The organism is Paraburkholderia aspalathi (assembly GCF_905220735.1).
Taxonomy (GTDB): Bacteria; Pseudomonadota; Gammaproteobacteria; order Burkholderiales; family Burkholderiaceae; genus Paraburkholderia; species Paraburkholderia aspalathi.
Genome location: NZ_CAJNBA010000013.1, coordinates 1 through 13,785, shown reverse-complemented (window position 1 = coordinate 13,785; position 13,785 = coordinate 1). Strand labels below are relative to the sequence as shown.

Below are 13,785 nucleotides of genomic sequence, written 5' to 3'. Positions count from 1 at the left end.
GATGCAGCGCTACGATTGCGAAATACCACCCGTCCGCATTTATCACGTGGTGATATCGTTCGCTTAAAAAATGGGAATCTAGATAACGAAGAATTGCGCTCAATTGTGGATTTATCGCTTGGCGGGCACGACCGGTGCGTCGCTGGTGGCACTCGGGGAGTTATTAATGCCAACAGGCGCTAGCAAGCTGCATCATCTTTGGACCAATCGGCGCGTGCAGATCAGCACCGAAAAAATGCGTGTTTTAGTGGTGGACGATAACCACAATGCCGCTGAAGCGCTCGCGGCCTATTTGTCGTTCGAGAATATGCTATGTCGCGTGGCGTTCGGGGGAGCGGAAGCGATTGCGGTTGGAATTGCGTGGATTCCTCACGCCATTATTATGGATATCTCGATGCCTGGATGCAGTGGTTTTGAGGCTGCGCTCACGTTGCGCCGGGATGAGCGTACCTGCGGGATAGCCATCATTGCCTTCACTGCGTTGGATGAAGCCGAGGTATGCCGCCATATCGTAGACAGTGAGTTTGACGGGTATTGCCAAAAGGGTCAGAAGCCGTCCGAATTAGTCGCGCTCGTGACGAGTATGGCGTACTGAATACTGGTAGACGATCGCGTGAAGCGTTAGAGTTCAAAAGAATTGGTTAACTCTTGGTGCAGTCCTCCGCTTCGTTCGGTTAATCGTTGGTCTTGACGATGACTGATTACCGGCGGGCGTTCGCGTGAGAAGTGGTTCTCGACTAGTAATCCGGCGCGCAACACCGTTTTCAAATCCACACCCAAATTGGGTACGCAAAACCCAAGCGAGACCGCCTTCTCGCCGCTGCGATGGGCGTCGCTTGCGCGCATTACTCACCGATACTTAAACCACACTCACGCAAATACCTTCGTCTATGTCACAGTGCGTCGTGCGCTCAAGACAGGTTTGACTTCGTTCCTTAACTCGACGCCTACCTTTCCAGGCGGGAAAATTAACGAACAATGGAACATTACAAATGACAACGGGTGAAACTGTCCCAGATGAAGTGGATCGACGTTCGTTTCCGATCATCGGCATAGGCGCATCAGCGGGCGGTTTGCAGGCAATCTGCGAACTCATCGCGGAGATTCGCCCGGACAGCGGGATGGCTTTTCTTGTGGTTCAGCACTTGGACCCGGATCGCCCAAGCCTCCTTCCCGAGATTCTCGCGCGGCACACTCCGTTGCGTGTCCTGGAGGCGACGGAGGGCATACCCGTCGAGATGGGTCATTTGTACGTGATTCCGCCTGGCATGAGTATGTCGCTTGTGGATCGGCGAATTCGTCTTCGGCCGCGCGACAAATCGATGGGTCCGCCAATGCCCGTCGACGATCTCTTAGACTCGCTCGCAAAAGATCAACGATCGCAGGCGATCGGCGTCATCCTCTCTGGAAGCGGCACGGATGGGGTTCTTGGGCTTCAAGCCATTCACGATGAAGGCGGTATCACCTTCGCCCAAGACGATGCGACTGCTGCATTTAGCAGCATGCCGCGCGCGGCAGTTGCACAAGGGTGTGTCGATCTCGTGCTGCCGCCGGCACGCATCGGTGCCGAGATCATGAGGATCGGCACCCATCCTCATCTGTCTCATTTCAAGATCGAACACGTTGCGCGGGTTGACAAGCCATCGGAACAAAGTTTTCGGCCGGTCTTTGTACTCTTACGTAAAGCTTGCAACATCGACTTCACGCACTACAAGCTGGGTACGATCCACCGCAGGCTATCGCGCCGGATGGCTCTGCGTCGCCTCACGTCGATCGCGGATTATGTCGCTGTGCTTCGATCAGAGCCCGCCGAGGTGGTGGCGTTAGGTCGCGATCTACTTATTCGGGTGACCGAGTTCTTTCGCGACCCGGAGTCATTCGATGCGTTGTTTCAGCGCGTTCTGCCGCGCTTTCTCGACGCGCGAGGCACTGAAGAGCCCATTCGTATTTGGGTACCTGGATGTTCAAGTGGAGAAGAGGTGTATTCGATCGCGATGTGCGTGTTCGAATACCTGAGTGTCCACGGGTTGACAACCCCGGTCCGAATTTTTGGCACGGACATCAGCGATGAAGCGCTCGAGACGGCCCGCACCGGCCGTTACATTGAAAACATCGCTCGAAATGTATCGGCAGAACGGCTTCAGCGATTTTTCGTGCGTGACGGCGATTACTACCGAATCGACAAGAACATCCGTGACGTGTGTACATTCGCGCGCCACAACGTCGCTTCCGATCCGCCTTTTTCGCGTATGGATTTGATCAGTTGCCGGAACCTCTTGATTTATCTGGACCCAGTATTGCAGCGTACGGTCATGCCGCTTTTCCACTACGCCCTGAGACCGAATGGCGTGCTGATGCTGGGACCCTCGGAAACGGTCGGTTCATTTGCCCGGCTATTCAGCGTGATCGAGAGTAAGCGAACCAAACTCTATAGCAAGCGCGTCGTCGCTGGCGAGCCTGCGGCGGCGCTACTCTCAAGGACACCGATTGCAGCGCGCGCAATCCGTTCAGGTCGAGCCAGTGAAAACCGCGGAGTCACGACACAAGCCGAACGCTTACGCGAAGAAGCGGAACGGACTGTGCTCGCGCGATACGCGCCGACTTTCGTCATCTGTGACGATGATTTCAACATCGTGGAGTTTCGAGGCGACACCACGCAGTATCTCGTCAACCCGGACGGACCGCCAAGCAACAATCTAAGGAGGCTTGCGCGGGCAGAAGTCTTTGTCCAGGTGAGCCAAGCGGTTAACGAATCCCGGCAAACCGGGCGTCAATCCCTCAAGCGCGGTGTCCGTTTAGAAGGTGCGAATGGCGTCAAAGTAGCGACGATTGAAGTGCATCCGCTGCAATTGAATGACGTCGACGGGCGGTGGTTTCTCGTCTTGTTCGAACAGAGCGCCGCTCGGCATGGGGTGTTGCCCGCGATTCTTGGCGGACCACTTCGAGCCATCGCTGCAGAAAAATCGCGTAGGTTTTTCGGACGCTTCAGTGCGGGTAGCCTGAACAGCAAGGACGAAGAGATCGCGGCACTGAGGGCAGAACTTGAGTCGACGCGAGAGCAACTGCGCACAACACTGGAGGAGCACGAGAGCGGGCAGGAAGAGCTCAAATCCAGCGAGGAAGAATTGCTGTCCAGCAACGAGGAGTTTCAAAGCACGAACGAGGAGCTGGAGACAGCGAAAGAGGAACTGCAGTCTATTAACGAGGAACTCTCGACGACGAATGATGAGCTGAGGTATCGCAACGGGGAACTGAAAACGCTCCACGCGACCGCGCTGCAAGAGCGGGACTACGCGGACTCGGTGATCGAGACGATGTCGCAACCGATGATCATTCTCGAATCCGACCTTCGCATCACACGGGTCAATGAAGCGTTTTATCAAAAATTCCGTGTTTCGCCGGCCGCAACAATCGGTGCAAAACTTTACGCTTTGGGCAACGGCCAATGGGGTGGCGGATCTCTGCGTACGTTGCTCGAGGAGATTCTCCCCGCCCAAGAGAATGTTCGCGACTTCACGGTGACACACGCGTTTCCGGAAATCGGCGTTCGCACGGTGCGCGTGAACGCCTCAAGAGTAGCGTGGGGGGGGCGAGCACTCATTTTACTGGCCATGGACGATGTCACGGAGCAGACGGTCGCGATGGACCAGCTGCAAACAGCGGACAACCATAAAAACCAGTTCCTCGCGATGCTGGCACATGAGCTCAGGAACCCACTCGCGGCCATTCGCAACGGTCTCCATGTCTGGGGGAGAAAGGACGCAAGCCCCGAGATTTCGCAGAAGGCACGCGCGACGGCCGAGCGGCAGCTTGAGCATGAGATCAGCCTGGTCGACGATCTGTTGGACGTCTCGCGAATTACACGGGGCATCATTCCGCTGAAGATCACGCGGGTAGACGTGGCTGAGGTCGTTAAGCAATCGGTCGAAGGGCTGCGTTCCGAATTCGATTTGCGCGGGCATGAGGTGGTCGTGGAAGTTCCCGACGACGCGCTGATCGTTCAAGCCGATGCAATGCGAATCGAGCAGGTCGTGACGAACATCTTGAGCAATGCGATCAAATACACGCCACCGGGCGGCCACATCGCGCTCTCCGTTGAGCGCCGCGAGCAAAGCGCCGTGCTTACGGTGATCGACAACGGCATCGGCATGTCGGCCGAATTTCTCCCGTCCATTTTCACGATCTTCGTGCAGGCGGAGCGCTCTCTTGATCGTCATGCAGGTGGCCTTGGCCTCGGACTGGCCCTCGTGCATAGACTCGTGGAACTTCACCAGGGCACGATTGAAGCGTTCAGTGCAGGCGTCGGAAAGGGTAGTCGATTCGTCGTGCAGCTTCCAGCGATGCCAGTCGGAACCTCGCCTGACAGCATAGAACCACCGGGCGACATGCATGGGCTGATAGTTCGTCCAAGGCGGATCATGGTGGTTGACGACAATCTCGACGCGGCCGAGAGCATGGAGATGTGCTTACAGCTTTATGGCCACGAGGTAAAGGTAACGATCGACGGGGCATCCACGTTGGAGGTTGCGAAAACTTTCCAACCGGAAATCATGCTCATCGATATTGGCTTGCCAGACATGGACGGTTTTGAGGTAGCCCGGCGGGTTCGGAAAATACCGGGACAATCAGGCGTCTTGCTCATCGCGTTGACCGGTTATGGCCAGGAAGAATATCGACGGCGGTCCGAGGAGGCAGGATTTGATCATCACGTGTTAAAACCGATCGATTTGAGAAAACTTCAATCACTTATATCCACGTTTGCCTCACGAGCTGCGGGGAATGAAAGCGGGTGATCCAGAGCAGGCTGCTGCTTGACTTTGGACGACGGCGACCGACCTCGCGCATTGCCGCAGTAAGTGAAAAAACCCGCCGTGCGGCGGCCAGGGACCGGCCGTATTCGGACACTCAGCGTTCAAATCTCATGGCGAAAAAGCAGGCACTCGCCACAGTGTCATTCTCGGCATCAACGCTCAACAGAAGCTCCAGGAGATCGTTCATGTCGCTACCCTTTCTTGCTTTCTTTCTCGTGTAACGGGCTGGCGGCGTCGGCGCTAATTGGAGAACACGTCCACTGTGGCTTTTGAGCCCCACCCCTCTTCGTAGAGCGCGGTCATGCGGACAAGGGCCCGAAAGTATTGAAATTTCCACACACCGTCGACCTTGACAAAGTCGTCGTCGTAGAATGCCGCGAGCCAGACCGGGCGGTTCCCTTTGCGGAAGGTGAACGTTCCCAGGAATGTCCAGCGCCCGTGCGCTGCGTTGCCGTTCACCTCGATGCGAGGGTTGAAGACGTTGTGTTGTGAGAAGCTGATGCGCTCGGCGAAGCCCTTGGCTTGCTTCCGAATGTCCGCGTGCCCTCGCGCCCGCCAGAGCCCTTTTCCTTCCCAAATCCCGTCCTCGGCGAAAATCGCCGCCATTCGATCCGGATTGTGGGCGTCATCGCAAATGTCACAGTATTCGGCTTTCAGCCTCTTGATCGCTTCAATGTCCTGGAGGACCGTGAGGCGTGTTTCCAGTTCTGCGTTATCCATGAGCGCAACTCTCCTTCGTTAGACAATTCACCGATCCGAGAGCAGAAACCACGGCTCTCGTCCCGACGATAGGAAATTCAATCCTGCCGCTATTCCGCCGCACGGATCCTGTGCGCCGAGAGCAGGTGTGGAACATGTCCATAGTTGATTGATCGACTGTCGTTTCGTTGTTTTCCGGAAGGATTGCTCATGATCGTATCTCCTGATTGCTGCATGGATTCGGAAACGGAATGCGCTGAAGTGCCCGAGTCGCTGAATCATCGTTGTTACTTGGTTGGCGCCGCATCGGCTACGAGCGCCAGGGCGGCTCTCGCGCAATCGATGTCGTTCTGCAGCGTGGGCGCGCCGCTCAGCCCGATCGCCCCGACCACTTCTCCGTTCACCTTGATGGGAAACCCTCCGCCCCACGCTGCCACGCGTGGAAGCGTAGGGATACCGGCCAAAAGCGACGGGTCGCCCTGGATGAAGTCGAAAAAGTCCTGCGTGGGAACGCCGAACAGCGCTGTGTACGCCTTGTTCTGCGCCATCTCGATGGAAAGGATCGGGGCCCCATCCATCCGGCCGAAGGCCTTGAGATTGCCGCCGTCATCGAGAACCGTTATGTTCTCCGTGACGCCAAGCTCTCTGGCTTTCGCCACCGATGCATTCACCATTTTCTGTGCTAGCTCATAGGAAATGCTGTGTTTCTTGATCACGTTAGCCATTTGGCTCTCCCTTCACTTGATATGTATCGTGCGTTGGCCGATCGCCTTGCGTGCAATTGCGGTCTTCAGGCGGCACTGTGACCGCCGTCGACGTTGAGGACGTGTCCGGTAATGTATGAAGCTTCGGCCGACGCGAGGAAGACGATCGCGCTGGCAACCTCCTCCGAGAGGCCGAGACGACCCATCGGAACACTGCTCGCCAGAGCCGCCTTGCTCTCCGGCGTGCCTGTAAAACGGGTCAGCATGCCAGTGTCGGTAGGACCAGGCGCCACGGCGTTTACGCGGATTCCTGCCTTAGCGACTTCGAGCGCTACCGACTTGGTGATGCCTTCGACGGCGTGCTTGCTGCCGCCATAGACAGAGGCCCCCGCCGCACCCTCGTGCCCGTAGGTCGAGGAGATGTTGACGATGCTGCCGCTGCCCTGTCCTTGCATGACGCGCACTTCGTGCTTGATGCTCAGGATCACGCCGAGAACATTCGTGTCGAACGTCTCGGCATAGCTTTCCGCGCTCTGGTCCGTGATGGGGCCAACCTGGCCTTGGGTGCCAGCATTGTTCACCGCGACATCGAGACGGCCAAACCGTGCGACGGTCTTGTCGACCAGAGCGCGAACGTCGTCCTCCTTGCGGACGTCGGCCTTGATGAATTCGACCTCCGAACCCAAAGAACGCAGCTCTTTAACGAGTGCCTCGCCGGCCTCATCACGCCGACCGGCAACGACGACATTCGCGCCCTTCTTGGCAAAGGCGACCGCGGCGGAGCGGCCTATGCCTGTGAGGGCTCCCGTGATCAAAACGACTTGCTTGTTCATTGCGCTACTCCTGATGACAGATTGATGGATGTAACTTGATGAACAACAAGGACTTGGCTTATCTATCGGCTACCAATGCATCCATGCCGGCCACAGACCACAGTAGGCTTCCGTTGCGCCCGCGAACAATACTTTGTAAGCTGAGGGGCATATCTTTCAGGCATGGAATGGCATGGAATTGAGGCATCTGCGTTATTTCATAGCCGTGGTCGAGGAAGGCAGCCTGACGACGGCGGCCGAGCTCCGGCTCCGCACCTCACAGCCTTCGCTGAGCCGGCAAATTCGCGATCTGGAGTACCAGGTCGGGGCCGAGCTGCTGTCTCGCAGCGTTCATGGCGTCGAGCTGACCGCTGCAGGCAAGGTCTTTCTCGACCATGCCCGGCTGGCGCTGGCGCAGGTCGATGCCGGGGTGGAAGGGGCGCGCAGGGCTGCACGGCCTGCAAGAAAGACCTTCGCCCTCGGCTTCCAGACAGGTCTCGAGATGAACTGGCTGCCGCAGGCCATGCGTGTGCTGCGCGACGAGTTGAACAGCATCCAGGTCACGGTCTCGAGCGACTATTCGCCCGACCTCGCCGAGGCGCTATTCCGCGGCCAGCTCGACGTGGCCTTCCTCCGCGTCGAGCCGGCCTTCGACCTGGGCTACGCGGTGGTGGACCACGAGCCGCTGATCGTCCTGATGCCAGGCGACCATCGTCTCACCAGCCGCGAAGCGATTCACCCGCGGGAATTTATCGGCGAGATCTTCATCGGCGGTTCGAACAAAGCCAAAGTGCTGCGCGCCGTGACCGAGGACTATCTGCACCACTTCGGGCTCGACATCAAACTGGATCACGGCGTGGACAGCACGACCATGGCCATGTCCCTGGTTGCGTCCACCCGCGGGTTAGCGCTTATGCCCGCCTATGCGAAGGATCTGTTGCCGCCGTCCGTGGTCTGGCGTCCGCTGGAGGGTGAGGTGCCGACGATCGACCTCGCGGTCGGCTACAGCAAGTCGAACACCTCGCCGATTCTCAAGCTGTTCCTCTCCAGGCTTGAGGAACTGCGGGCGCCGATGCCCGAAAAGAAAAATTGAATGCTTGCGGCCGGCATCAATCGAACCGATTTCCGAGGAAGTCTGGTTGATCGGCCCGTGCCATCGTTGCCGGGTCTCCACCTTTGCCGGATCTCGCCCGCCGACCCCGCTGAAGCCGCGGATCCCATAACGGCAATTTCCTCCCGGCCGTCGGCTCGTGGTGATCTATCTCCACCTCTAGAAATTTCGCTACCCGATAGCAGACGCTCACGAGTGGCAGGTTGGGTCGATCAGCGACAGTCGCGGACGTCAGCCTCCCGTCGGGTAGGGTGCCGCCGCCCGGATTTTTTCACTAACCGTGTCAGCAGTTTTTCACTTACCTGGCACAGATTTCACTTTCTGTGTCACCCGACAGAAGTCCTCAAAATGCGTCTATCGCACCACCACGAGCGAGTGTCTATCGCACCACCAAATGCAGGATTTGAGGCGTGTGAAAAGTGTCGATCGCACCACCATCCGCCGCGTCTATCGCACCACCGCCACTCTGGTGGCGGATCGTCCAATGCCCGTTTAGACGGGGTTATGCCCTTGATTAGAGGGGATATTCAATTTTCATACGAATAGAAATGAAAGCTTTTTCGTCGCGTCTTTCGCGCCACCTAAGCGATTTTTGTGGATAACTTTCCCGCTCGCACGTCTATCGCACCACCACGGGCACGTCTATCTCACCACCGCCGAGGCGTCTATCGCACCACCGAGCGTTCCGCAAACCCACGCCACACGGGCGTCCTGCAAGCCGTAAACGCGCGCGCGTTTAACTTTTTTCTTTTAACTGGTTTTAACTGCGATTTGAACAACGCCCCACCCTCGGTGAGGGGGGTGCAAGCACCCCCCGGCCGGGTTCGACGGCTAAAGCCGTCCCCACCCCCCCGGCCACACCCCCCAAAAGCAAATCGTGGCCCCAGAGGGGCAGGCTTGGAATAACCCCACCATGTACCAGCGACATCGTGCGGCAGGCACTAAGGGCTACGGGGCGCCTACGGCACCCCGCACCCCTAAGTGCGCGATACGTCGCCGGCGCCCGACAAGTCGGACTCCGGCTCCACGCGCTCGTGTGCTCGCCTTTTGCCGTGGACGCGCAATGGTTCGCCCAGGCCAAGAACCGAGTTTTGCAGGGAAGGGGGTCTGCCGGGGTCTGTTCAGCCTCGCTGGCAAGCCACGACGGCCGCAGACGGGCTCGCGAAACTTAGGGGAGGGCTAACGACGTGCGACGCGTAGCAATCGCTCCAGGGAGACCGAAGGTCGAGGTCGAAGTCCAGGGTGTAACCTTCGTGTCTATCGGACCACTCTCCGGCCGTCTCACGTAGCGACGCACACTGCGCGCTATCGGGGATAGCGATTGCCAGGTGGCGACGCCGATGCCCCAATGAAAAACGGCCCACCTTCACAGGTGAGCCGTTTTTACCCGATCGATGATTGGGTGAGATCCGATTCGCAACCCCCGTACAACGGTTACTGCAATGGCTGCTTCGCTTCGTAGCGCCCACCAGGGGGCCGAGGAATCGTTTACGCGCGGGCCATCACCGCGCTGACCAATATTAGCATCCAGCGTCGCCGGCGGGCAACCGCCTCGACCAGTTTGCGAGACTCGCCGCAGCAGTCTCCAGAAAGCCAAAAGCCCGCTGGTTAGAGCGGGCCTTCGACTACTGCCTTTTCGGAGGAAGTGTTTGTCCCAACGCACCGAAATTCAATTCATCAGGACAATGCTATTTAAGCGCAGGTCTGTTTCGTTGGCAAGATCCATTGCCTTAATTTGTGCTGACAACGCCTTATCAATTCTTACTGCAACCAGATTGGTGAAACGCGCATTTCGGTTGCCATCACCTGCGATGGCGTCTCATCTTGACGCTCAACGTTGAGGTTCGCGGGCCGACAGCAAAGCTATACTACGTCGAACCCTATTTGAAATTCTCATGGCCACGCAGCTCCCCTATCCCTTCACGGACGCCATCGAAGCGATCCTGCTTGATAAGGCAGGGAAGCGCGCGCTTCTTCTCGACGTCCTTGCGTCAATCGTTCATCCAGACATGGTGTGCAGTCTGTTCGCATTACGCGTGATGGATGACGCGGACAAGGCGCTCGCTCAACGTTGTATCGAATACGCGCTGATTGCGGGCCTCACGACGCAGGAATCGGCCGCGGTGTATCGCTTCATCGAGCCGCGCATCGCAGCCCGCTTCAGCGCGTGACGGAAGATCGAGCGCTGCGCGCTCGAGGATCGGCGAACGGCGAGGATGGGGCTTACGACACAAAACACTGTCATGCGGCGATCGCCGCGCGAAGGAGCGGCGCCGTGGCCCGCGTGCACGTTTGGCGTTGGTCCGCGTAGATAAAATCGGAACCTCAATGGATCGTTCGGTCCATATATTCCACATCTTTTCCGGCTACCCACTGCCCGCCTCGCACGCTATAAACACCCCAAAAGGCGTCCTCTCCAACGTGAGGATTTCGGCACACCTTGGCCAGGGCAATAGCAGTCTTCAATGCGCGGGAAAAAGTGACCGGATCCATTTCGTCAGCGACCTCAAGATCTTTTTCGAACTCGGGCAAGCCTAGCGCTGTCCATTCTTCCTTCATGAAGGCGAACACCCACTGATTGAACGAGAAGGTGATGCTCTCAATGTCATCGGGTAAGGTAAAGGACAGAGGCGCATATCGGATACGGGGCGCACCGGTCTTCACGATCAATGACTCGCTATCAGCCATGGTGAAGCCGAACGTCATCATGCAGTTCAACTTTCCTGATATGCCCTTCGCATGGTCCAGCAGATCAAAATCCGATAGAGGAATGGCTCGCCAGTTGTTCGAGTCGTCCGGACCGTGATAGGTGTTTCGCATATGAGCATAGATTTCGGCCAGAAGGCGCGATGCGAAGAGGACCGGCCCTTGTTCTTCTGCTTTGCTTGAGCCGACCCATGCAGGCTCAATGAATATCGCACCACCTTCCACAAACCGTTTCCTGACCACGAGCCACAACGACACAGGAGCGATATATTGCGTTTTATTCTTCATGCCGGTATTCCTGCTTCAGTTGCTCTCGATATCTCGGATCACGGGTTCTGATAGCTTCGACCCAATCTTCCCAATCCTCTATGCGCTCAGGCTTCCTTTTCGTGAGGAAGTCCGACTGTTCGGCCAGGCTAAGGTTTTCCCAATACGGGTCCCAAACATGCTCGTACCAGTATTGGGTATCGCCCTGTAGATCGAAAATCAAGGGGCCGCTCTCAGGGAAGGCTACCCACGGGACTGGCGGATTGAAGCGAGCTGCAGCCAATTTAGTCAGTAGTTCTACGTCATTGGTGAGGAGACGCACCATTTCGCCTGAGAACTCTGGCTTCGCCGACACCAGCACATGACGGTCGTATCCAACACGGGGCTTGGTGATGAAATGACGTGGAACAGGCGCCTGTCGGCCGGTCTGCACCAGATCCATGTAGGCGTCAACCCGATTGGGCTCAATGGTTTCGGTCTGCACGAACGCCCTGACACCGATATCGCCAAGCCAGACGGCACCCGGATAGGAGGGCGTGTTTTCGTCTTTCAGGTGCTCTGGCGTGCCTTCAAACACATCCTTGAGGTGAGCGAGATTCATACCGAAGGCGCCCTCCAAGGCTGCGATACGGCCCTGGTCAAAGCTGGCTTGAGCCTCTTTTTCCTGCCTTTCCTGACGACGGCTGCGAAGAAATGAAAACATGATTATCTGTCCGGGATCTCGTTAGCAGCAACCCTACCACCGAAATAGCCAATTGCGCCGCCGATGATGCCTCCAATCGCCCCCGTGATGACGGTTCCAGGTCCGGTCTCGATGCCAACCAGGGCACCGGTTGAGGCACCGATTCTTGCGCCCATGATTGCGCCACCCCAACCTCCTGTTTGACGGACAACTTCCTTTTCTATGGGGCGAATGCTCTTCGTCTTGAATGACTCATCTGAGGCTACGGCAAGGTCGTAACCCGTGAAGGCAATACCGAACACCTGAACTACACGGGCATACTTCACAAAGCCCAAGGTGATTGCCAGCCCACCCTTGGTAAAAATCCCGGAAGGCGGAACGCTCGGATTGCCCGCGACCAGCACTTCCTTGTCCAGCCCTTCCGCATAACTCATGATCTTGTTGATACGATTCTTCAGGTGCGGATTCTCCTGCGCATACTGCTGCAGGGACTGCTTGATTTCCTGAGTGGTAACGAGCTTGGCACCAGCACGTTTGGCTTGGGCGATATCCACATAGATAACCTTGCCCTGCATGCGGCCGGCACCTTCGGGAAATTCGGAACTGGTAGAGGCATACCGTGTGATTTTTTCGTAGCCCATCACGTGCTCTGCAATGCTCGCCGTCGCGTTCGGACCTTTGCCCCAAAGCCCGTACTTTTCCGGGAATACTTCGCGCTCCAGTTGGAGCGGGTCGAGTTGGAGCTTCTGAAGATACGGATCCTCAATGGAGGTGTAGCAGCGACGGACCAGATAGCCATCACGGCCAGGCTCTTCCACCACCACAAAAAAGAAGATTCGGGCGGGCATGAGATGCCCGAGAACATCGTATCGTGAGTCTGGCTTGGCATTAGTCGGGGTCTGATAGACATAGCTACTCATTTGGCCCACCGCTCCAGTGCCTTCATGCCAACGGCAATACTCAGTTGCTGCACGTCTTTGGTATATACACGCGGACAGTAGCCGGACAGATCCGTGAGGCCCTTGAATGTGGCGCCGCTCGCAGTCTTGATATGGTAGGGAACGCAACAGAGCGGTCGGCCTCCTTCGTCAAGAATCCGCACCCGCTCGTCAAAGTCCCCTTTGTAGTCGTCAACGAGAGAATTGCCGGTCGGACCAAAGCCCTTCTCTTTGAGTTCGTGAGATTCAAAGGAATGAAAGGCCGTGTTTTGGCTCGCAATCATGACGGGAGTCGGATGGCATTTACAGAGACATAGATCGCCTTCCAGCGCAGCTTCCTTGCCCATCATCGTATCGATCCACCGCGGGCCTCGGGCGACGATATGACCAGTTGAGCCACATGCAGAGCAGGACACCAGAGCACCGACGAAGGTCAAGGGCGTTCCGTGATGAGTGCACGACTCCATACCTTCAATGACGACACCACCCGTCGAGGATTTATCACCCTTTTTTAGCTTGTTCCGTCTCATGCTTCATCGTGCCTCGCTATTCGTGGAACCTAGATAATTATCACGATCAAAGCGGCGTCGGCAATCAGATAAATCTGAACTTTTGTCAGAGATTGACAAACCAGAGGCGTTTCATGCGGTTTAATTTTGAGATATAGCCGCAATGCATAAGAGCGACTCTGAGCGGAACGTTTTTCTGGAAGGACCGGCACTGACCAGCCGTCGCGCGAAGGCGCGACGGTGACTACTACGCGCCATTCGGGCGTTGCCCTTCGGGGCGGGCGACCACCGCGAAGAAATGTCGCTTCGCAGCGCTATCGCTTGCTACGCGAGGTTGCGCTCGCCGCGCGGCGTTTCGCTTCGTCGCGGGCCTCTCTGTGCCGAATTCCCATCCCCCTCGTTCGTCGTCCTTTTCTCGCGATCGTAGCCACGTCCTGCGCTGCGTCAAGGCGCGCGGGGCCGTGTCAGTCGCTAGTCGCTCCATCCCGCCCCACACCCCGCGCTTGATTCCTTGACCCAGCTACGTGCGCGTCTCCCTTTGATCGC

At 57.3% G+C, this 13,785-nt stretch carries 11 protein-coding genes; 4 read left to right on the top strand and 7 right to left on the bottom strand.

Annotation, left to right across the window (positions count from 1 at the left end; genetic code table 11):
- Positions 1-118: 118 nt before the first annotated feature.
- Both KHO30_RS36475 and KHO30_RS36470 read left to right on the top strand, forming a co-directional pair.
- Positions 119-595, top strand: coding sequence for a response regulator (locus KHO30_RS36475; protein WP_244864226.1), 477 nt, complete (start codon positions 119-121; stop codon positions 593-595).
- 397 nt (positions 596-992) lie between these two features.
- Entirely contained in the window at positions 993-4,793 is a 3,801-nt protein-coding gene (locus KHO30_RS36470) for a chemotaxis protein CheB (protein WP_211703828.1), read from the top strand.
- Positions 4,794-5,051: 258 nt separating this feature from the next.
- On the opposite strand, the gene KHO30_RS36465 is transcribed toward KHO30_RS36470, so the two are convergent.
- The 3 genes from KHO30_RS36465 to KHO30_RS36455 form a co-directional block, all read right to left on the bottom strand.
- Positions 5,052-5,531: a nuclear transport factor 2 family protein gene (locus KHO30_RS36465; protein WP_211703827.1), complete on the bottom strand. Its 480-nt coding sequence runs from the start codon at positions 5,529-5,531 to the stop codon at positions 5,052-5,054.
- Between the two features lie 266 nt (positions 5,532-5,797).
- Positions 5,798-6,235 (bottom strand): GlcG/HbpS family heme-binding protein, encoded by a 438-nt coding sequence (locus KHO30_RS36460; protein WP_211703826.1) that lies wholly within the window; start codon positions 6,233-6,235, stop codon positions 5,798-5,800.
- Between the two features lie 65 nt (positions 6,236-6,300).
- Positions 6,301-7,047 (bottom strand): SDR family NAD(P)-dependent oxidoreductase, encoded by a 747-nt coding sequence (locus tag KHO30_RS36455; RefSeq protein ID WP_211703825.1) that lies wholly within the window; start codon positions 7,045-7,047, stop codon positions 6,301-6,303.
- A gap of 172 nt (positions 7,048-7,219) precedes the next feature.
- On the opposite strand from KHO30_RS36455, the gene KHO30_RS36450 reads away from it, so the two are divergent.
- Positions 7,220-8,119 carry a LysR substrate-binding domain-containing protein gene (locus tag KHO30_RS36450; RefSeq protein ID WP_211703824.1) on the top strand — a complete coding sequence of 300 codons (900 nt, stop codon included), beginning with the start codon at positions 7,220-7,222 and terminating at the stop codon, positions 8,117-8,119.
- 1,913 nt (positions 8,120-10,032) lie between these two features.
- A complete protein-coding gene (locus KHO30_RS36445; RefSeq protein WP_211703823.1) occupies positions 10,033-10,308 on the top strand; it encodes a hypothetical protein in 276 nt (91 codons plus the stop codon).
- 154 nt (positions 10,309-10,462) lie between these two features.
- Here KHO30_RS36445 and KHO30_RS36440 read toward each other — a convergent pair whose 3' ends face one another.
- The 4 genes from KHO30_RS36440 to KHO30_RS36425 are packed head-to-tail and all read right to left on the bottom strand — an operon-like array spanning position 10,463 to position 13,260.
- Positions 10,463-11,131, bottom strand: a complete 669-nt coding sequence (locus KHO30_RS36440) for a hypothetical protein (RefSeq protein ID WP_211703822.1) — start codon at positions 11,129-11,131, stop codon at positions 10,463-10,465.
- Positions 11,121-11,813, bottom strand: coding sequence for a hypothetical protein (locus KHO30_RS36435; RefSeq protein ID WP_211703821.1), 693 nt, complete (start codon positions 11,811-11,813; stop codon positions 11,121-11,123). Before KHO30_RS36435 ends, KHO30_RS36440 begins: the two co-directional genes overlap by 11 nt.
- Positions 11,814-11,815: 2 nt before the next feature.
- Positions 11,816-12,712: a glycine zipper family protein gene (locus KHO30_RS36430; protein WP_211703820.1), complete on the bottom strand. Its 897-nt coding sequence runs from the start codon at positions 12,710-12,712 to the stop codon at positions 11,816-11,818.
- The gene (locus tag KHO30_RS36425) at positions 12,709-13,260 is read right to left on the bottom strand and encodes a PAAR domain-containing protein (RefSeq protein WP_211703819.1); all 552 of its coding nucleotides are present in this window, start codon (positions 13,258-13,260) and stop codon (positions 12,709-12,711) included. Before KHO30_RS36425 ends, KHO30_RS36430 begins: the two co-directional genes overlap by 4 nt.
- Between the last annotated feature and the right edge of the window lie 525 nt (positions 13,261-13,785).